This is a genomic window from Actinomadura sp. 6K520, assembly GCF_004349245.1.
GTDB lineage: Bacteria > Actinomycetota > Actinomycetes > Streptosporangiales > Streptosporangiaceae > Spirillospora.
This window is the reverse complement of the sequence record NZ_SMLC01000010.1, coordinates 58187-79017: the sequence shown is the minus strand read 5'-3', so window position 1 is coordinate 79017 and position 20831 is coordinate 58187. Positions and strand designations below refer to the sequence as shown.

Sequence of the window (20831 nt, the reverse complement as noted above, 5' to 3'; positions counted from 1 at the left end):
GGGGAGTGGGGCGTCGACTTCCTGGCGGACGGGCGGCGCCTCACCGGCAGCGCGCCCAAGGCGCAGGCCGTCATCGACACCGACGACGGGCGCCATTACGTCCGCGAACAGCTCGACCTGGGCGTCGACCATTTCGTCTACGGGCTCGGCGAGCGGTTCGGGCCGCTGGTGAAGAACGGCCAGTCGGTGGACATCTGGAACGCCGACGGTGGTACGGCCAGCGAGCAGGCGTACAAGAACGTGCCGTTCTTCCTGACGAACGCGGGCTACGGCGTCTTCGTCCACCATCCGGGACGGGTCTCCTTCGAGGTGGCGTCGGAGGCCGTCGCCCGGACGCAGTTCAGCGTCGAGGGCCAGTCGATGCGGTATTTCGTCATCTACGGGCCGACCCCGAAGGAGATCCTGCGCAAGTACACCGCGCTCACGGGACGTCCCGCCCGGCTTCCCGACTGGTCCTACGGGGTGTGGCTGTCCACGTCGTTCACCACGTCCTATGACGAGGAGACCGTCACGTCGTTCATCGACGGGATGGTGTCGCGCGACCTGCCGCTCAGCGTCTTCCACTTCGACTGCTTCTGGATGCGCGAGTTCCAGTGGTGCGACTTCGAATGGGACCCGCGGGTGTTCCCCGACCCGGAGGGGATGCTGCGCCGGCTCCGCGAGCGCGGCCTGCGCGTCTGCGTCTGGATCAACCCCTACATCGGCCAGCGCTCCCCCCTGTTCGAGGAGGGGCGGGCACGTGGCTACCTGCTGAGACGCCCGAACGGGGACGTCTGGCAGTGGGACAAGTGGCAGCCCGGCCTGGCCGTCGTCGACTTCACCAATCCCGAGGCGAGGGAATGGTACGCCGGCAAACTCGACGCGCTGCTCGACATGGGCGTGGACTCGTTCAAGACGGACTTCGGCGAGCGCATTCCCACCGACGTCGTCTACCACGACGGTTCCGACCCGGAACGGGCGCACAACTACTACACCTATCTCTACAACCAGACCGTGTTCGACCTCCTCCGCAAGAGGCGGGGCGAGGGCGAGGCGGTGGTGTTCGCGCGTTCCGCCACGGCGGGCGGCCAGCGCTTTCCGCTGCACTGGGGCGGCGACTCCGAATCGACATTCGAGGCGATGGGGGAGAGCCTGCGCGGCGGTCTCTCCCTGGGCATGTCGGGTTTCGGGTACTGGAGCCACGACATCGGCGGATTCGAGGGCACGCCCGACCCGGCGCTCTTCAAGCGCTGGATCGCGTTCGGCCTGCTGTCCTCGCACAGCCGGCTGCACGGAAGCCATTCCTACCGGGTCCCCTGGCTGTTCGACGAGGAGTCGGTCGACGTCCTGCGCGACTTCACCCACCTGAAGATGCGGCTGATGCCCTACCTTTCGGCGGCCGCCCGGCAGGCGTACGAGGAGGGACTTCCGATGATGCGGGCGATGGTCGTCGAATTCCCGGACGACCCCGCGTGCACGCACCTGGAGCGGCAGTACATGCTCGGCGACGACCTGCTCGTGGCGCCCGTGTTCTCGCCCGGCGGTGAGATCTCCTACTACGTCCCGGAAGGGAGATGGACGCACTACCTCACCGGCGAACGCGTCGAGGGCGGCCGCTGGGTGCGCGAGAGGCACGGGTTCGGCAGCGTGCCGCTGCTCGTCCGCCCCGGGGCGGTCGTACCGGAGGGCGCGGTGCGGGACCGTCCCGACTACGACCACGCCGACGGTGTCACGCTCCGCGTCTACGAGCCGTCCGACGGGACCACCGTCACCACCCGGATCGGCGACGCCACGTTCACCACCACGAGAAACGGTGAAAACCTGCGCGTCACGGGCGGTGGAGCCTGGAACGTTCTCCTCGTCAACGCGCGTCCGGCCGCGGTTGAGGGCGGCGAGCCCGCGGACCATCCGCAGGGCGTGCTGGTCAGGGCGACCGGGGACGAACTGGTCATCACTCTGGAAAGGGAGAACTGATGGGCTTCCCGGAAGGGTTCGTGTGGGGCGCGGCCACCGCCGCGTACCAGATCGAGGGAGCGGCCCAGGAGGACGGCCGCGCACCGTCCATCTGGGACACCTTCAGCCACACGCCCGGCAAGGTGCTCAACGGCGACACCGGCGACGTCGCCACCGACCACTACCACCGCCGCCAGGAGGACGTCGCGACGATGGCCGAGCTGGGCCTCGACGCCTACCGCTTCTCCATCTCCTGGTCGCGCGTCCTCCCCGGCGGGACGCCCAACCAGAAGGGCCTCGACTTCTACTCACGGCTCGTCGACGAACTCCTCGGCCACGGCATCGCCCCGGTCGCCACCCTCTACCACTGGGACCTCCCGCAGACACTGGAGGACGCGGGCGGCTGGCCCGAACGCGACACGGCACGCCGCTTCGCCGACTACGCCGAGCGGATCGGGCGCGTCCTCGGCGACCGCGTGCACACGTGGACGACGCTGAACGAGCCGTGGTGCACGGCGTTCCTCGGCTACGCGTCCGGCGTCCACGCCCCGGGGCGCACCGACCCCGCGGACGCGCTCGCCGCCGCCCACCACCTCAACCTCGCCCACGGCCTGGCCGTGCGGGCGCTGCGCGGCGTGGTCTCCCCGTCCGCGCGGCACTCCGTCACGCTCAACATCCACCACCTGCGCGGCGACGCGGACGCCGTCCGCCAGGTGGACGCGGTCTCCAACCGCGTGTTCCTCGACCCGATGCTCGGCAACGGCTACCCCGCCGACCTGCTGGAGGACACCGCGCCGATCACCGACTGGGGGTTCCTGCGCGACGGCGACCCCGAGATCATCGCCGCGCCCCTCGACGTCCTCGGCGTCAACTACTACTCGCCCACGCTCGTCCGGCGGTGGGACGGGGTCTCGCCGCGCGAGCACGCGGACGGGCACCGGCGGGGCGCGGCGTCCCCGTTCGTCGGCTGCGACACCGTCGAGTTCGTCGCGCAGCCCGGCCCCTACACGGCGATGGGCTGGCCGATCGACGCGACGGGCATGGAGGAACTGCTCCTGCGGCTGCACCGCGACTACCCGCACACGCCGCTGATGGTCACCGAGAACGGCGCCGCGTTCGACGACGCGGCGGACGGGGACGGCCGGTTCCGCGACGACCGCCGCATCGCCTACCTGCGCGACCACATCGCCGCGGTGGAGCGGGCCTGCGCGGCGGGCGCCGACGTCCGGGGCTACTTCGCGTGGTCGCTGCTGGACAACTTCGAATGGGCCTACGGCTACTCCAGGCGCTTCGGTCTCGTCCACGTCGACTACCCGACCGGCGAGCGCACCTGGAAGGACAGCGCCCTCTGGTACCGCGACGCGATCGCCGCGCGGCGCGGACGCCCATGAGGGCCCGCCGGGGGCCGCGCGGCGCGCCGGACGCCGCGGTGCCCGGCGCGGCTACCATCGGTCGCACGTTGAACCGCTTCGAAGACGACGGGACGGGCCGTGGTCAAGATCACTGATGTGGCGCGGCACGCCGGGGTCTCGCCGAGCACGGTCTCCTACGTGCTGAGCGGCAAGCGCTCGATCTCCGCGGAGACCCGGCGGCGGGTCCGCGACAGCATCCGCGAACTCGGCTACCGGCCGCACGCGGGCGCCCGCGCGCTCGCCAGCAGCCGCTCCAACGTGCTCGCGCTGATGATCCCGCTGCGCTCCGGCATCGCCGTGCCGGTCGTCATGCGGTTCGCCGTCTCGGTCGTCACCGCCGCGCGCCGGCACGACCACGACGTCCTGCTGCTCACCCAGGAGGAGGGCGAGGACGGCCTGCGCCGCGTCGCCGACAGCGCGCTCGTGGACGCCCTGATCGTCATGGACGTGCAGATGAAGGACCCGCGCGTGCCGCTGCTGCGCTCCCTGGACCGGCCGAGCGTGCTCATCGGCTTCCCCGCCGACGCCGACGACCTGACCTGCATCGACCTCGATTTCCACGCCGCCGGCGCGGGCTGCGTCGAGCACCTGGCCGGCCTCGGGCACCGCGAGATCGCGATGATCGGCTCGCCGCCCGAGGTCTACGCCCGGCAGACGGGGTACGCGCGGCGGGTCGCGGACGGCTTCGCCGAGGCGGTCCGCACGCGCGGCCTGACCGGGGACGTCCACCCGTGCGAGGCGGCCCCCGACGCGGCCCGCGACCTGGTCGGGCGGCTCCTCGCCGAACGCCCCGGCCTGACCGGGGTGCTCGTGCACAACGAGCCGGTCGTCGGCTCGGTGGTGGGCGCGCTGCGCGCCGCCGGGCGCCGCGTCCCCGAGGACGTGTCGGTCGTCGCGATCTGCCCGGACGAGATGGCCGAGCACGCCGAGCCGCCGCTGTCGTCGGTCGCGATCCCCGCCGAGGAGGTCGGCCGGCGCGCGGTGGAACTGCTGATGTCCAAGCTGGAGGGGGTGCCGGTCCCCGCCGCGACCCTGCTCCCGCCGACCCTGACCCGGCGCGCCAGCAGCGCGCCCGCCGCCGTCTGACCAGCGAAGGAGGGATGCCGGGGCCCGCCGCGGCCCGCTATCGAAGCGCTTCGACACACATCATCGGGGGGCTAGTCCCAGAGGAGAATCGATGTCCAGACCCCATCGAAACCCCCGTTCCCCCGGCCGGCGCAGCCGGTCGCTGACCGTCGTCCTGGCCGCCGCGGTGGCGGCACCCCTCGCGCTGGCGGCACCCGCCGCCGCCCGCGAGACCCTCCCGTTCCGCGACCCCGGCCTTTCGGTACAGGCCAGGGTCGGCGACCTGCTCGGACGGCTCACGCTCGACGAGAAGATCTCCCTGCTCCACCAGTACCAGCCGGCGATCCCGCGGCTCGGCATCGACCGGTTCAAGACCGGCACCGAGGCGCTGCACGGCGTCGCGTGGTCCACCGACATCCACGACCAGGGCGCGGTCGTGCGGGCCAGGGGGACGGTGTTCCCGCAGTCGGTCGGGCTCGGCGCCACCTGGGATCCCGGCCTGCTCAAGAAGGTCGGCTCGGTGGTCGGCACCGAGGCCCGCGGCTACCACGCCGAGAATCCCGACGTGTGGGGCCTGCAGCTGTGGGCGCCGGTCGTGAACCCGCTGCGCGACCCGCGCTGGGGCCGCAACGAGGAGGGCTACTCCGAGGACCCGCTGCTGACGGGCCTGCTCGCCACCGCCTACGGCCACGGCATGCAGGGCGACGACCCGGACCGCCTCAGGACGGCCCCGGTCCTCAAGCACTACATGGCCAACAACAACGAGATCCGGCGCGACCAGACGTCCTCCAGCCTGCGGCCCAGGGTCAGCAAGGAGTACGACGAGGTCCCGTTCGAGATGCCGATCCGCCGCGACGCCGTCACGGGGGTCATGACCGCCTACAACCTGGTCAACGGGCGGCCCGCCACCGTCACGCCCGACGCCTGCGGCCTGATCCGCTCCTGGACGGACCGGACGCTGTTCAACGTCACCGACGCGGGCGGGCCCAACAACCTCGTCGGGTCCCAGCGGTACTTCCCCGACCTCGCCACCGCCGACGCGGCCGTCCTCAAGGCGGGCGTGGACAGCTTCACCACCGACAACACCGACTCGTCCATCACGATCAACGCGGTCAAGGAGGCGCTGTCGCGCGGGCTGCTCGCCGAGGCCGACATCGACCGCGCCGTCGGCCACATCCTGAGCATCCGGGTCCGGCTCGGCGAGTTCGACCCGGGCGGCGGCCCGCACGGGAAGATCACCAAGGACGTCGTGGACAGCCCGGCCCACCGCGCCGTCGCCCGCGAGGCCGCGACCGAGCAGCTGGTGCTGCTCAAGAACGAGGGCGGGACGCTGCCCATCTCGTCCGGGAAGGTCGCCGTCGTGGGGCAGCTCGCGGACACCCTCTACACCGACTGGTACTCCGGTGACCTGCCGTACGAGGTCACCCCGCTGGACGGCATCAAGGCCAAGGCCGGTGCCGGCAACGTCACGAGCAGCGAAGGCGTCGACCGGATCGCGCTCAAGGACGTCGCGACCGGCAGGTACGTCGCGGGCGGCACGGGCGCCGGAGCCGTCCTCAAGACCGGCCCCACGAGTGCCGGGGACGCCACCACCCGGTTCGACGTGTTCGACTGGGGCCAGGGAATCGTGACACTGCGCAGCGCCGCCAACGGCAAGGTGGTCGGCCGCCACAACTGGGGCGACACGTTCGCCAACGACCAGGACCAGCCGAACGACTGGTTCGTCCAGCAGATGTTCAAGCTCGAAGAGCAGGACGACGGCGACCTGCTGATCCGCTACGCGGGCTACGAGAAGGCCTACGACTGGGCCGACCCGTCGAAGGTGTACCTGAAGGCACAGGACGACGGGACGCTCGTCCTCACCACGAAGGACGACGCGGGCCGCTTCGCCAAGGAGGTCATCACCAGCGGCGTCGAGTCGGCCGTCGAGGCGGCGGCCGGTGCCGACACCGCCGTCGTCGTGGTCGGCAGCATGCCGTTCATCAACGGCCGTGAGGACCACGACCGCACCACGATGGCGCTCGCCGAAGGCCAGTCCGAACTCGTCAGGGCCGTCCGCGAGGCCAATCCGAACACCGTCGTCGTGGTGGAGAACAGCTACCCGACCACCCTCAACTGGGAGCAGGCGAACGTCCCGGCGATCCTGTGGACGAGCCATGCGGGCGCCGAGACCGGCAACGCCCTGGCGTCCGTCCTCTTCGGCGACGAGAGCCCATCGGGGAAGCTTCCGCAGACCTGGTACCGGTCGGAGAAGGACCTGCCCGGCATCCTCGAATACGACATCATCAAGAGCGACCGCACCTACCAGTACTTCAGGGGCAAGCCGCTCTATCCGTTCGGCCACGGCCTCTCGTACACGACGTTCCGCTACGGCAAGCCCCGGCTGAGCAGCCATTCCATCGGCCGTGACGGCACGGTGACCGTCACGGTCCCGGTGACCAACACGGGCGGGAAGGCCGGGGAGGAGGTCGTCCAGCTCTACACGCACCAGCGGGACTCCCGCGTGAAGCAGCCGCTCAGGAAGCTGCGCGCCTTCGACAAGGTGCACGTCGAGCCGGGCGGGACGGCGACCGCGAAGTTCCGGCTGAGCGCGTCCGACCTCGCCGTCTGGGACGTCACCCGCGGCAAGTGGACGGTCGAGAGAGCCGGGCACGACCTGCTCGTCGGCTCCTCGGCCACCGACATCCGCGGTCGCGCCCGCCTCAACGTGCGCGGCGAGACGATCCCCGACCGCGACCTGTCGAAGCCGACCCGCGCGGCCGACTTCGACGACCACGGCGGCGTCGAACTGGTCGACGAGTCCAAGGTCGAGGGCGACGCGGTGGCCGGAGCCGCGGGCTCCTGGTTGAAGTTCGCGGACGCCGACCTCGGCCGGTCCGCCGGCAGGGTCACCGCACGCGTCGCGGGCACGAGCGCCACGACGATCCAGGTGCGCCTGGACCGCCCTGACGGCCCCGTGGCGGGAACCCTGAACGTACCGTCCACCGGGGACGAGTACACCTACAGGGAGATCACCGCACCGCTCACCGGCGCCCGCGGAGACCGCGACGTCTACCTGGTCTTCACCGGCGAAACCCGCCTGAGCACCTTCTCCCTGACCCGCTGACACCCCGGCCCGCCCCGGCACCGCCGGGGCGGGCTCCCATTAGCACAACCAAAGGTGAAATCCCGGTCATCGGTATTGCACATTCGGGCAGACTTGATTTAAGTGTGAACCGGTGGCCAGGTTGGGACGAACAATGGGGTTGTTTGTCAGAGTTTGTGGCGCCTAATGTCTGGAGCGGCGGGGCGCCCACCACACATCGGCGCCCGGCCGGCCAATGCCGCAGATCGCGGCGGGCGATCCAGGGAGGAAAGACATGACCATGTCGCGTGCCCGAATCCGGTGGGCCGCCGTGCTGGCGGGAACGGCGGTACTCGCCCAGGCCGCGCCGGCGCGGGCGCAGGCCCCGGTGGAGCCGACCGGCGCCTACCTGCTGATGGTGGCACCGGAGGAGGGCCCCGTCACCGCGAAGACGCTGTGGTGCGGCCCGGACGGGGGGACGCTCCAGGCGGCCTCCCGGGCCTGCGCCCAGCTCGCGGCCGCGGACGGCGAGGTCGCCCGGATTCCCGCGAAGGAAGGGCCGTGCACGCTCGAATACGCACCCGTCCGGGTGAGCGCCGACGGTAAATGGCGCGGCCGACCGCGCCATTTCACCCGAACCTATCCCAACCGCTGTGCGGCGATACGCGACACCGGCGGAATTCTTTTCGGTAAGTAAATCCCGGACCGCGGGCCGCCGGATTGGGGAAGCGGGGTGCTGTCCGGCGGCCCGCATTCAAGAAGGGCGTATGCGAATGCCCGCTTTCACGGGACCCGGCGTGCTGGTCACCTGGCAGCGTGCCGGCGGAATCGCCACAGTCACCACGGCGTGCCGTTCTCGCCCGCCGACCTAGGAGGGCGGCACGCCGTGCTTCACCGCCCTGTTCCGGTCCCGTGCCTCACGACCCGGTGAAGCGGGTGTGCAGGTCGCGCATCGCGGACTCCAAGGCGGCGACCGGGCCGTCCACCGGAACGCCCGGCGCGACCTGCCGGACCGGGAGCGGCACGACCGGCCCCGGGGGAAGCCCGAGGTCGCCGCGCCACGCGGTGAGCTGCGCGGACGAGTGGACGTAGACGATGCGGCCGAGCCCCACCCAGGCGTGCGCGGCCGAGCACATCGGGCAGTGCTCCCCGGAGGTGAACACGGTGGCGGCGGCGCGCTCGCCCGCGGCGAGGTTGCGCGCCGACCACCGGGCGATCTCGAACTCGGGGTGCCGGGTCTGGTCGCCGTCCGCGGTGCGGTTGCGGTCCTCGAACAGGACCTCCCCGGACCCGGACACCAGGACGGACCCGAACGGCTCGTCGCCCGCGCCGAGCGCCTCGGCGGCGAGTTCGACGCAGCGGTTCAGATGGACGAGTTCGGCGTCGGTCGGTTCGTAGCTCACCGGACGATCATAGGACTACGCCGACTCCCGGAGGACCAGGTGGGGACGCATGATGACGACCGGGTCCGCCAAGGTCTCGCCGCCGATGCGGGACACCAGGAGCCGGGCCATCGCCACGCCCATCTCCTCCACCGACTGGTGGACGGTGGTGAGCGGCGGGTCGGCCAGCGGAGCGGCGGCCGAGTCGTCGAAGCCGATCACCGCGACGTCGCCGGGGACGCGGCGGCCGTGCCGCCGCAGGACCCGCAGCGCGCCGAGCGCCATCGGGTCGTCGGCGGCGAACACCGCGTCCAGGGCCGGCTCGGCGGCCAGCAGCCGCTCCGTGGCGATGATGCCGCTGGCCTCGCCGAAGTCGCCGTACTCGACGTATTCGGGCAGCCCGGCCTCGGCGAGGGCCTCGCGGTAGCCGGCCAGCCGGTCGATGCCCACCCCCATGTCCTGCGGGCCGGCGATGGTGGCGATCCGCCGCCGGCCGCCGGAGACCAGGTGGGCGACGGCCTCGCGGGCGCCGCTGCGGTTGTCGACGTCGACGTAGCTGACCGGCGACAGGCCGGGCGGGCGCCCGCCGAGCACGGTCGGGACGCCGTTGGCCTCCAGCTTGGCGGGCAGCGGGTCCTCGGCGTGCAGGGAGGTGAGGAGCACCCCGTCCACGTGCTGGGTGGTGAGGTACTCCTCCAGCCGCCCGTACTCGGCGGGGGAGCGGGCGAGCGCGAGGAGGAGCTGCAGCCCCGTGTCGGCGAGGCCGTTGCTGATGCCCCGGATGATGCCGGCGAAGTACGGCTCGTCGAACAGCCGCTGGTCGGACTCGGCGACCACCAGCGCCACGGTGTCGGTGCGGCGGGTGACGAGCGTCCGGGCCGCGCGGTTCGGCACGTACCCGAGTTCCTCTATCGCCTTCAGCACCGCCTCGCGGGCCTGGGCGCTGACCCGTGGCGAGCCGTTGACCACCCGCGACACCGTGCCGCGCCCGACCCCTGCCCTCGCCGCCACCGCTTCCAGCGTGGGACGGGTGCTGCTGCCCGTCATCCGACCCCCTTCGTCCGTCCGGTCCCCGTGCGGCGTCAGCCCCGTCCGGGCAACCCGCCCCGCCGGATCACCCCTGCGTACCACCGGGCGCTGTCCTTGGGCACCCGGCGCTGCGTGGCGTAGTCGACATGGACCAGCCCGAAGCGCTTGGAGTAGCCCCAAGCCCACTCGAAATTATCCAGCAGGGACCAGGTGAAGTAGCCGCGAAGCGGTACCCCGTCGGCGATGGCGCGGTGGCACGCCCGGAGATGCCCGTCCAGATAGGCGATGCGCCCCTCGTCTTGGACCGTGCCATCCCCGTCCGGGGTCTCGTCGTAGCCCGCCCCGTTCTCGGTGATGTACAGCGGTACCTCCGGGTAATCGCGGTGCACCCGGGTGAGGACCTCGTGCAGCCCGTCCGCGTCGATCTCCCAGCCCATCCCGGTGACGGGACGCCCGGCGGGGACGAAGCGGACATGGTCGCTGCCGACCCACGGGGAGTGCGTGGAGAACGGCGACGACGCGGTCTGCGCCGCCTCGCCGGGCGTGCCCGCGACGGTGTGCCGCGAGTAGTAGTTGATGCCGAGCTGGTCGATCGGCGTGCCGATCACGGCCAGGTCGGCGTCCGCCGGGACGAACCCGAACCGGGCGGTGTCCTCCATGACGTCCTCGGGGTAGCGGCCGAGCAGCAGCGGGTCGAGGAACAGCCGGTTCTGCAGCCCGTCGATGCGGCGCGCCGCGTCCACGTCGGCGGGGTCGTCGGTCGCGGGAGTGATCGCGTAGAGGTTGACCGCGGCGCCGAACCGGTTGTCCGGGGTGCGGGCACGCATCGCCTCGATCGCCAGGCCGTGGCCGAGCATCTGGTGGTGGGCGGCCAGCAGGGAGGCGGCCGGGTCGAGCCGTCCGGGCGCGTGCTCCCCGGACGCGTAGCCGAGGAACGCCGCGCACCACGGCTCGTTGATGGTCGTCCAGTGCCGGACCCGGTCGCCGAGCGCGGCGTGCACGTGCGCCGCGTACTCGGCGAACCGGTGGGCGGTCTCCCGCTCCGGCCAGCCGCCCCCGTCCTCCAGCGGCTGCGGGAGGTCCCAGTGGTAGAGCGTCGGCCACGGCTCGATGCCCGCGTCCAGCAGCGCGTCGACCAGCCGGCGGTAGAAGTCCAGGCCCTCCTGGTTGACGGCCCCGGTCCCGGACGGCTGCACCCGGGGCCAGGAGATCGAGAACCGGTACGCCGTCAGCCCGAGGTCGGACATGAGCCGCACGTCCTCGGGGAACCGGTGGTAGTGGTCCACCGCGACGTCGCCGGTGTCGCCGCCGAGCACCTTGCCGGGCGTGCGGCAGAACGTGTCCCAGATCGACGGGCCGCGCCCGCCCTCCCCGGCGGCGCCCTCGATCTGGTAAGCGGCGGTCGCGGCCCCCCATCGGAACGCGGTCGGGAACTGCGCGGCCGAGGTCGCGCTGGTGTCGTCCTTGAGGGAGGTCACGCCTTCACAGCACCTTCCATGATTCCGCCGATGATCTGGCGACCGAAAATGATGAACACGATGAGGAGCGGGAGGACCGCCACGCTGGTACCGGCGAACATGAGCGTGTAGTCCTGGAAGTGCGCGTTCGCCAGGTTGTTGATCGACAGCTGCACCGTCGGGTTGTCGGGGTTCAGCACGGCGAGCGGCCACATGAACTCGTTCCAGGTCTGCATGAACGTGAACAGGCCGAGGACGCCGGCGGCGGGCCGCAGCGCGGGGAGCACGACGCGCCAGTAGATGCCGAACGTGGTGCACCCGTCGACGCGGGCGGCCTCGATCAGCTCGTCCGGGACGGCCTGCTCGGCGTACTGCCGCATCATGAACACGCCGAACCCGGTGACCAGGAACGGGACGATGACGGCCTGCAGCTCGTTCTGCCAGCCCAGCTCCACCATGATCATGTAGAGCGGGATGATGCCCATCTGCACCGGGATCATCATCGTCGCGATGATCACCAGCAGCAGCCCGTTCTTGCCGCGGAAGCGCAGCTTGGCGAACGCGAACCCGGCGAGCGAGGCGAAGAACACCGTGGTGATCGTCACCACGCCGGAGGCGATCACGGAGTTCAGCAGGCCCTTGGCGAAGTACGCGTCGGGGTTGCCGAACAGCCGCTCGATGTTCCCGGCGCCGTTGCCGCCGGGCAGCAGCGGCGGCGGGACGTCGGCGACGACGTCGTTGGTGCGGGTCGCCACCGCGATCATCCAGTAGATCGGGAAGATCGACAGGGCCAGCGCGGCGATGAGCGTGATGTAGGTCAGCGGGCTGGCGTTCCACAGGCCGCGGAAGCGGCCGGCGGGCGGAGCGGCGTGCTTGCCCTCGGAGCGGCGGCCGGGCCCGGCCAGGAGCGTGGTCACTTGGTGCCTCCCGTGCGCCGCACGGCCAGGAAGTTGATCAGGGCGAACACGATGATCATCACGAACAGCGCCCAGGCGACGGTGGCGCCGTAGCCGTACCGGTCACTGCCGAACGCGTTGTCGTACATGTACATCGTGATCGTCTGGAACTGGTGCAGCGGGCCGCCGTCCATCTTGTTGGGCGTGTGGATGCTGAACAGGACGGGCTCGGTGAACAGCTGCAGCCCGCCGATCGTCGAGATGATCACCGTGAAGATGATCGTCGGACGCAGCATCGGCACGGTGATCTGCCAGAACTGCCGGATGCGGGACGCGCCGTCGATCGCGGCGGCCTCGTAGAGGTCCTTCGGGATGGCCTGCATCGCGGCCAGGTAGATCAGCGCGTTGTAGCCGGTCCACCGCCAGTCGACCATCACGGCGATGGCCACCCAGGACCAGCCGCGGCTGCTGCTCCACGCGATCGCGTCGACGCCGAACAGCCCGAGGAACCAGTTGATCATCCCCCAGTCCTGGTCGAACATCTGGGTGAACACGATCGCGACGGCGGCGGTCGAGGTGACCAGCGGGGCGACCATCCCGATGCGGAACAGCGTCGGGACCCGCATCCGCCGGTTCAGCGCGTTGGCGATCATCAGCGCGAGCAGCAGCTGCGGGACGGTCGCGATCACGAAGATCCCGACGGTGTTGACCGTGGCGTGCCAGAAGTCCGCGTCGGTGAGCAGGTAGTCGTAGTTGTCCAGCCCGACGAAGTCGCGCGTCCCGGACGCCAGCTCCCAGTCGTGCAGGGAGACCCAGAGGGTGAACAGCAGCGGGAACGCGCCGAAGATCAGGAAGACGATGTAGAACGGCGAGATGAAGGCGTACGGTGCGCCCTTCACGTCGAGTCTGGCCAGCCGGGCCCGCCAGGTGCGGCGGGGCCCCGGGTCGGCCTTCGCCGGCGAGGGCGGCGGGGGGCCGTTCCGGCTGGGGCGCAGATCGGTGGTCACGTCGTGCGCCTCCTTTCCGAGGACGGGGCTGAGAGAGGGATGGATACGGCGGCGGCGCCGGCGGGGAGGTGACGGCGCGGCGCCGCCGCCGTGGTCGAAAGGTCGCCGGGACTACCTGGCGGCCTTCTCAGCCTCCTCGACGGACTTGCTCCACGCGTCACCGGCGTCCTGCTTGCCCTGGCCCACCGACACCAGGACGTTCTCGACCGCGGCCCGCACGTCCTCGTTCTTCGGCCCGAGGTGCACCGGCTTCACCGAGGCGACCAGGTCACCGAAGATCTTGCCGACCGGGGCGTTGTTGAAGTACTCGCTCTTCGCGCCCGCCACCGCGGGGTCCTGCGCGGCCTGCGGCGAGGACGGGAAGACGTTCGCGGCCTTGTACGCGCCGACCTGGCCCTCGGGGGAGGTCAGGAACTTGGCCAGCTCGGCGGCCTCCTTGGCGTGCTTGGTCTGCTTCGGAACGGCCAGCCAGGAGCCGCCCCAGTAGCCGGAGCCGCCCGGAATGGTCGCCACGTCCCACTTGCCCTTGCCGGCGTCACCGGAGAACTCCTCGATGCCGCCGAGCATCCACGACGGGCACGGGAGGGTGGCGAACGTGTCGCGCTTGAGCGCCGTCTGCCACGGCGGCGTGAAGATCGACATGTCGGCGGTGAGCTTGTTCTGCTCGAACTTCAGCGCCGTGTCGAACGCCTGCTTGACGGCCGGGTTGCTCTCGAAGACGAGGTTGTTCTCCTTGTCGAAGAAGCTGTGCCCGGGGCCGTTGCCGGCGTTCTGCAGGACGGTCGCGCGGAAGACGGCGGTCGGGCCGTCCAGCCACTTGCTGTCGGGGACCTTCTCCTGGAACTCCTGGCCCTTGGCGAGGAACTCGTCCCAGGTCGGCCAGAGCTTGCCGACCTCTTCGCGGTCGGTCGGTAGGTCGGCCTTCTCGAACAGGTCCTTGCGGTAGCACATGGCGAGCGGGCCGACGTCGGTGCCGAGGCCGACGAGCTGCTTGCCGTCCGGGCTGACGCCCATCTGCCACTTCCAGGGCAGGAAGTTCTTCTCCAGCTCCCTGCCGCCGTGGTCGAAGAGGTTGACGAACTTGTCGGGCTGCTGCATGTAGAGCGGCAGGATGCCCTCTTCCAGCATGACGACGTCGCCGGCGCCGCTTCCGGTGGACATCCACTGCTGGATGCGCGGCTTGTACTCGTCGAGGCTGGAGACCTTGCGCAGCTTGACGGTGACGTTGGGGTGAGACTGCTCGTACTGCTTGGCGATCTCTTCGTATCCCGCCTCGCCGAAGACGTCGACGGTGAGCTCGACCGGACCGCCGTCCGAGCCGCCGCCCTCGTCGTCGTCCCCGCCGCAGGATACGACCAGGCCGCCGACGAGCACCGCCGCCATCGCCGTACTCAGTCCGCGCCGCATGATGGCCCTCATGGCGGACCCCTCTCAGGTTGTGACTTCCAGGTGTGTGGGAGCGCTCCCACGGATGAAAGACCGTGACGGGCCTCACTGTCAATGCGCCGAAACATAACCGTTACAACAACCCTGCCGGGGCGCCGGGCCGGTCAGGGCCCGCTCCGACCCGCGGTCAGCATCCGGTCAACCGTCCTGGACGGGGGCCAGCCGCGCCGCCGCGGGCGCCGGCGCCGTGGACCTGCGGACGACCAGTTCCGGCCGGTAGACCAGCTCGGTCCGGGGTGCGCGGGTGCCGCGGATCTCGTCCAGGACGGTGCTCACCGCCGCCATCGACATCTCCCGCACCGACTGCCGGACCGTGGTCAGCGGAGGGTCCAGGTAGGCGGTGAGCAGCGAGTCGTCCATGCCGGTGACCGAGACGTCCGCGGGGACCCGCAGCCCGCGCTGCCGGGCCGCCCGGATCGCGCCGAGGGCCATGATGTCGTTGCCGCCGCAGATCGCCGTGCAGCCCGCGTCGAGCAGCCGGGTCGCCGCGGCCTGCCCGCCCTCGACGGTGTACATGGTGTTGACGACGAGCTCGTCCACCTCGCCGGGCGTCAGGTCGGTGTGCGCCGCCATCCCGCGGCGGAAGCCCTCGGTCTTGCGCCGCGTCGGCACGTACACGTCCTGGCCGATCGCCAGCCCGATCCGCCGGTGGCCCATTGCGGCCAGATGCGCGACGATCGCCTCCATGGACGCCACGTCGTCGTTCGAGATGAACGGGGCGTCGATGTCGGGGCGGTACCCGTTCACCAGCACGATCGGCAGCGCCTGCTCCAGCAGCCGCGCGTACCGGGCCCGGTCGGAGTTCGCGTTGGCGTGCAGGCCGTTGACGAAGATGATCCCGGCGACGCCGCGCTCCAGGAGCATCTCGATGTACTCGTCCTCGGCGACGCCGCCGGGCGCCTGCGAGCACAGCACCGCCATGTACCCGTGCCTGGCCAGCGCGCTCTCGATGACCTCCGCGAACGCGGGGAAGATCGGGTTGGTCAGCTCGGGGATGATCAGCCCGATCAGCCCGGCCCGCCGCTGGCGCAGCCGGGCCGGGCGCTCGTAGCCGAGCACGTCCAGGGCGGTGAGCACCGCCTGGCGCGTGGTCGGGGACACGCCCGGCTTGCCGTTGAGCACGCGGCTCACGGTCGCCTCGCTCACCCCGGCGTGCACCGCGATGTCCGCCAGGCGTGTCGTCATGGGTCTCAAATTAGCCGTCCTCCTCGACGTCCCACCACAGTGCGGTGTCCGGGGGCAGCTCGACGTGGTCGCCGTCCCCGCGGACCGGCCCGCTCGCGAGCAGCCGCGTGCCGTACGCGGGGACGCGCACGGCGCGGCCGCCCAGGTTGACGGCGCACGCGACCCGGCCGCGCGCACCGTCGCCTGCGCTTTCCCGGACGAACACCAGTGTGCCCGCTGGACCGTCCAGCCAGCGCAACGAGCCGTCGCCGAGCGCGGGATGGGCGCGCCGGATGCGCAGCGCCTCCGCGTACAGGTTGAGCATGGAGCGGGGGTCGTCGCGCTGCGCGGCGACCGTGAGGTCGCGCCATCCGGTGGGGATCGGGAGCCACGAGCCGCCGCCCGCGCCGAAGCCGAACGGGGGCTCCTCGCCCTCCCACGGCAGCGGCACGCGGCAGCCGTCGCGCCCGGCGCCGTCGCCGCGCAGCCGCTGCGGGTCCTGCTGGAACTCCTCGGGCAGGTCGAGCACCTCCGGCAGGCCGAGCTCCTCGCCCTGGTAGACGTAGGACGAGCCGGGCAGCGCCAGGGTCAGCAGCGCCGCCGCGCGGGCGCGCCGCAGGCCCCGGTCGCCGCCGCCGTACCGGGTGACGTGCCGTTTCACGTCGTGGTTGGACAGCACCCAGGTCGCGGGCGCGCCGACCTCCCCGGCCGTCCGCAGCGACTCCTCGATGACCCTCCGCATCGCGGGCGCCTCCCACGACGCGGTGAGGTAGTGGAAGTTGAACGCCTGGTGCAGCTCGTCCGGGCGGGTGTAGGCGGCGAGGCGCTCCGGGGTCGGCGCCCACGCCTCCGCGACGGCGATCCGCTCCCCGGCGTAGGAGTCGAGGAGCCGCCGCCACTCGCGGTGGATGTCGTGGACGTGGTCCTGGTCGAAATACGGCAGGACGGCCGTGCCGAGCATCTCGACCTGGTCCGCGTGGCCGACGTCGGGGAGCCCCGGCGCCTTGGCCATGCCGTGCGCGACGTCCACCCGGAACCCGTCGACGCCGAGGTCGAGCCAGAACCGCAGGACGTCCGCGAACTCGGCGTGGACCTCGGGGTTCTCCCAGTTCAGGTCGGGCTGCTCGGGGGCGAACAGGTGCAGGTACCACTGGCCGTCCGGCAGCCGGGTCCAGGCGGGGCCGCCGAACACCGACTCCCAGTCGTTGGGCGGCTCGGCGCCGTCCGGTCCCCGCCCGTCGCGGAAGATGTAGCGGGCGCGCTCGGGGGAGCCGGGGGCGGCGGCGAGCGCGGCCTGGAACCAGGCGTGCCGGTCGGAGGTGTGGTTGGGCACGACGTCGACGATGATCCGCAGGCCGTGGGCGTGCGCGTCCGCGATGAGGCCGCGGGCGTCGTCGAGCGTGCCGAACAGCGGGTCGACGTCGCGGTAGTCGGCGACGTCGTAGCCGAAGTCGGCCATGGGGGAGACGTAGAACGGTGTCAGCCACAGCGCGTCCACGCCGAGGCCGGCGAGGTGCGGCAGCCGGCTCCGGATGCCCGGCAGGTCGCCGACGCCGTCCCCGTCGGAGTCGGCGAAGCTGCGCACGTAGACCTGGTAGATGACGGCGTCGCGCCACCAGCGGGTGCCGTCCCCGGCGAGGTCGCCGGCGGGGGCGGTCAGGGTGTCCTGGGTCATGAACGTCCTTCGGGTCGGGAGCTGTCGGCGTGCACGCGGGAGGGGGTCACTTGACCCCCCCGGCGGTGAGGCCGGCGACGATCCGGCGCTGGAAGACCAGCACCACGACGATCAGCGGGACGGTCACGAGCACGCCCGCCGCCATCTGGGTGCCGAACGGCTGGTCGAACCCGGAGACGCCGGTGAACTTGGAGATCGCGACCGTGGCGGTCTGCATGTCCTTCTTGTTGACCATGGACAGGGCGATGAGGAACTCGTTCCACGCGGCGATGAAGGTCAGGATCGCGGTGGTGAACACCCCGGGCGCCGCGAGCGGAATGATGATCTTCCGGAACGCCTGGCCGCGGGTGCAGCCGTCCACCATGGCCGCCTGCTCCAGCTCGAACGGCAGCTGCCGGAAGAAGGCCGTGAGCAGCCACACCGACAGCGGCAGCGCGAACCCGAGGCTGGGGACCACCATCGCCTGGTAGGTGTTGATCCAGCCGATGCCGGTGAAGAGCTTCAGCAAGGGGACGAGCTGTGAGATTCCCGGGAACATCGTCGTCGCGATGATGAGCGCGAGGACGGCGTTCTTGAACCGGAAGTCCAGCCGGGCCAGCGCGTAGGCGGTGAACGTGCCGATGAGCAGCGTCAGCACGGTCGTGGCGCCCGCCACGACGAGGCTGTTGACCAGCGCCCGCCCGAACCCGTTGTCGCCGGAGAAGACCGCGGAGAAGTTCTCCCACGACCACCGCACCGGGATGATCGTGTTGTCGAACTGGTCCTGCGGCCTGCGGAACGCCGACACCGTCATCCAGTAGAACGGCGCGAGGCAGTAGAGCGCCACCAGCGCGAACCCCAGGTAGGACAGCGTCCGCCTGGCGAGCGGGCCGCTCATGCGGTCACCTTCTTCCGCGCGCCCCGGCCGCCCCGGCCGTGCCGGCGGGCCTCGCCGATGATGTCCGCGCCGAGCAGCTTCACGAACAGGTACGCGATCAACGCGATGTACAGGAACAGGACGGTCGCGTACGCTGCCGCCGACCCGTACCTGAGGTTGGACGCCTCGAACCAGGCGATCATCGTCAGGGTCTCCACGGACTTCTGGTTGACGCCGATCAGGACGGCGGGCAGGTCGAACATCCGCAGCGCGTCCAGCAGGCGGAACAGCACGGCCACCAGCAGCGCGGGCTTCACCAGCGGGAGCGTGATCCGCCAGAACTGCTGGACCGGCCCGGCGCCGTCCACCCGGGCCGCCTCGTAGACCTCCCGGGGGATCATCTGCAGCCCGGCCAGCACCAGCAGCCCGATGAACGGGGAGGTCTTCCAGACCTCGGCGACGACGATGGCCATCTTGGCGGGGAACCCGTCGGCCGTCCAGAGGATCTGTTCGCGCAGCACGGCGTTCGCGGCGCCGTCGGCCTGGAAGATCCACCGCCACAGCAGCCCGGAGATCGCGGTCGGGATCGCCCACGGGACGAGGATGCTGGCGCGCACCAGCGCCCGGCCCCGGAACATCTGGTGCATGATCAGCGCCATCGCGATGCCGATCACCGTCTCCAGGAGCACGGTCGTGACGGTGAAGAACGTGGTGTTCCCGAAGGCGTTCCAGAACGCCCCCGCCCGGTCGCCCTGGAAGATCGCCGTGTAGTTGCCGAGGCCGACGAACCGGTCGCCTTCCACGACGAACCCCTGGTCGTCCAGGCCCTCGCCCCGCGCGTACAGCGACTCGCGGAAGCCGGCGAGGACCGGGTAGCCGATGACGAGCGCGAGCACGAGCAGCGTCGGGGACAGCAGCAGCGCCGCGAGCCGCCGCGTGCCCTGCACGTCCGATGCCGGAGACGAGCCGCCGCGGCCGCGGCCGCCCGCGCGCCCGCGCGGGGCGCCCGCCGCGGGGGTGCCCGCGGCGGACGCCGGATGCCCGTGGGCCGTGCTCATGCCGCTCACTGGGCGGTCAGCGGTCCGAGCTTGGCCTGAAGGTCGTTCAGCGCCTGCTCAGCGGACTTCTTCCCGGTCACGGCGTCGTACATCTCGCCCTGGATCGCGGCGGTCACGTCCCCGTACTTGACGGCGACCGGACGCGGCTCGGCGGTCTCGATGGCCTTCTTGAGGACGGGCAGGTAGGGGAACTTCTGCACCATCTCCGGGTCGTCGTACAGCGCGGCGATGGTCGGTGCCTGCGACGTCGCGAGCAGGTTGGCGCGCTGGGCGTCCGCGCCCGTCAGGTAGTTGACGAAGTCGAGCGAGGTGGCCTTGTTCGGGGCAAACGCGGAGATCGCGAGGTTGTGCCCGCCGAGGTTGGCCACGCCGGGGCCGTCCGGGCCCGGCAGCGGCGCGACGGCGAACCTGCCCGCCACCTCGGAGGACCCGTCGTCCTCGTTGGCGAGCGCGTACTGGTAGGGCCACTGCCGCTGGAAGACCAGCTTGCCGGACTGGAAGTAGCGCCGCCCGCCCTCGGTGTCGAGCGTGACGGCCTCCTTGGGCATCCGGGTCTTCTTGGCGTCCACGAGGAACTCCACGCCCTGCCGGGCCTGCGGCGTGTTCAGCGTCGGCTTGCCGTCCGGCCCGATGATCGAGCCGCCCGCCGCGGTGATCGCCTCGACCGCGCTGATCGTCATGCTCTCGGTCTTGTTGACCTCGGTGAAGTAGCAGTCGGTGCCCTCGCCCTCGGGCAGCTTCCGCACCTTGTCGCAGGCGTCCCACATCTCCTGGTAGGTCTTCGGCGGATCGGAGATCCCGGCCTTGTCCAGGAGGTCCTTCCGGTAGTAGAGCATTCCCGCGTCGGACGTCGACGGCACCGCGTAGAGCCGGTCCCGGTACTGCCCGGTCTTGATCGTCGCGGGCAGGATCGCGGACAGGTCGATCTTGTCCTTGGGCAGTTCCACCAGCCACCGGTTGGCGGCGAACTCGGCGGTCCACACGACGTCGAGGTTCAGCACCGAATAGGCGTCCGACCTGGTGGTGGCGTTCTGGATCATCTGCTGGCGCTGGTCGTTGGGCTCGTCCGGCAGTTCGATGACGCGGACCTGCTCGTCCGGGTGTTCGGAGTTCCAGGCGTCCACCTGCTTCTGCAGGTTGCCGGACCGGTCCTTGCCGGTCACGAAGGTGATCGGCCCGCGGCCCTCCAGGCCCGCGGTGCCGCTGCCGCCCTGCGAGCCGCCGTCGTCATCGCCGCCGCAGGCGGTGAGCGAGAGCGCGAGGGCGGCGCAGGCGACGATGCCGAGGAGTGAGCTGCCGCCGTTGGGGGGGATGCGCCGCATGGTGTCCTCCTTGGCGGGACGGGCGGACGTGCCTTCGGGGGCCGGCCGTCCCGCTTGTCCGGGGAT

16 protein-coding genes are annotated in these 20831 nt (G+C 71.2%); 5 read left to right on the top strand and 11 right to left on the bottom strand.

The annotated features are described in order from the left end of the window. From yicI to E1289_RS05145, 5 genes are all read left to right on the top strand, one after another. Positions 1–1953: alpha-xylosidase (gene yicI / locus E1289_RS05165; RefSeq protein WP_131975803.1), on the top strand; the 1953-nt coding region annotated here is incomplete at its 5' end. Then, a complete protein-coding gene (locus tag E1289_RS05160; protein WP_131975801.1) occupies positions 1953–3323 on the top strand; it encodes a GH1 family beta-glucosidase in 1371 nt (456 codons plus the stop codon). The genes yicI and E1289_RS05160, both read left to right, overlap by 1 nt. Before the next feature lie 99 nt (positions 3324–3422). Then, the gene (locus E1289_RS05155; RefSeq protein ID WP_131975799.1) at positions 3423–4430 is read left to right on the top strand and encodes a LacI family DNA-binding transcriptional regulator; all 1008 of its coding nucleotides are present in this window, start codon (positions 3423–3425) and stop codon (positions 4428–4430) included. A gap of 91 nt (positions 4431–4521) precedes the next feature. Further along, on the top strand, positions 4522–7515 hold the full coding sequence (locus E1289_RS05150; protein WP_131975797.1) for a glycoside hydrolase family 3 protein: 2994 nt from the start codon (positions 4522–4524) through the stop codon (positions 7513–7515). 253 nt (positions 7516–7768) lie between these two features. Beyond that, positions 7769–8170, top strand: coding sequence for an SSI family serine proteinase inhibitor (locus E1289_RS05145; protein WP_165970346.1), 402 nt, complete (start codon positions 7769–7771; stop codon positions 8168–8170). A 220-nt stretch (positions 8171–8390) separates the two neighbouring features. Here the strand turns inward: E1289_RS05145 and E1289_RS05140 are convergent, their stop codons facing one another. From E1289_RS05140 to E1289_RS05090, 11 genes are all read right to left on the bottom strand, one after another. Next, a complete protein-coding gene (locus tag E1289_RS05140; protein WP_131975793.1) occupies positions 8391–8876 on the bottom strand; it encodes a nucleoside deaminase in 486 nt (161 codons plus the stop codon). Between the two features lie 15 nt (positions 8877–8891). After that, on the bottom strand, positions 8892–9902 hold the full coding sequence (locus E1289_RS05135; RefSeq protein ID WP_131975791.1) for a LacI family DNA-binding transcriptional regulator: 1011 nt from the start codon (positions 9900–9902) through the stop codon (positions 8892–8894). Positions 9903–9937: 35 nt separating this feature from the next. Next, positions 9938–11362 (bottom strand): GH1 family beta-glucosidase, encoded by a 1425-nt coding sequence (locus tag E1289_RS05130; protein ID WP_131975789.1) that lies wholly within the window; start codon positions 11360–11362, stop codon positions 9938–9940. Further along, positions 11359–12180, bottom strand: coding sequence for a carbohydrate ABC transporter permease (locus E1289_RS05125; protein ID WP_131975820.1), 822 nt, complete (start codon positions 12178–12180; stop codon positions 11359–11361). Before E1289_RS05125 ends, E1289_RS05130 begins: the two co-directional genes overlap by 4 nt. Before the next feature lie 74 nt (positions 12181–12254). After that, positions 12255–13151: a sugar ABC transporter permease gene (locus E1289_RS05120; RefSeq protein ID WP_243712618.1), complete on the bottom strand. Its 897-nt coding sequence runs from the start codon at positions 13149–13151 to the stop codon at positions 12255–12257. A gap of 204 nt (positions 13152–13355) precedes the next feature. Further along, positions 13356–14651: an ABC transporter substrate-binding protein gene (locus tag E1289_RS05115; protein ID WP_243712617.1), complete on the bottom strand. Its 1296-nt coding sequence runs from the start codon at positions 14649–14651 to the stop codon at positions 13356–13358. A gap of 177 nt (positions 14652–14828) precedes the next feature. Continuing rightward, positions 14829–15875: a LacI family DNA-binding transcriptional regulator gene (locus E1289_RS05110; RefSeq protein ID WP_131975787.1), complete on the bottom strand. Its 1047-nt coding sequence runs from the start codon at positions 15873–15875 to the stop codon at positions 14829–14831. Positions 15876–15885: 10 nt separating this feature from the next. Continuing rightward, positions 15886–17529 (bottom strand): glycoside hydrolase family 13 protein, encoded by a 1644-nt coding sequence (locus E1289_RS05105; protein ID WP_131975785.1) that lies wholly within the window; start codon positions 17527–17529, stop codon positions 15886–15888. 46 nt (positions 17530–17575) lie between these two features. Further along, entirely contained in the window at positions 17576–18406 is an 831-nt protein-coding gene (locus E1289_RS05100; protein ID WP_131975783.1) for a carbohydrate ABC transporter permease, read from the bottom strand. Continuing rightward, positions 18403–19443, bottom strand: a complete 1041-nt coding sequence (locus E1289_RS05095) for a sugar ABC transporter permease (RefSeq protein WP_131975781.1) — start codon at positions 19441–19443, stop codon at positions 18403–18405. Before E1289_RS05095 ends, E1289_RS05100 begins: the two co-directional genes overlap by 4 nt. A gap of 5 nt (positions 19444–19448) precedes the next feature. Next, positions 19449–20765 (bottom strand): ABC transporter substrate-binding protein, encoded by a 1317-nt coding sequence (locus E1289_RS05090; protein WP_131975779.1) that lies wholly within the window; start codon positions 20763–20765, stop codon positions 19449–19451. Positions 20766–20831 lie beyond the last annotated feature (66 nt).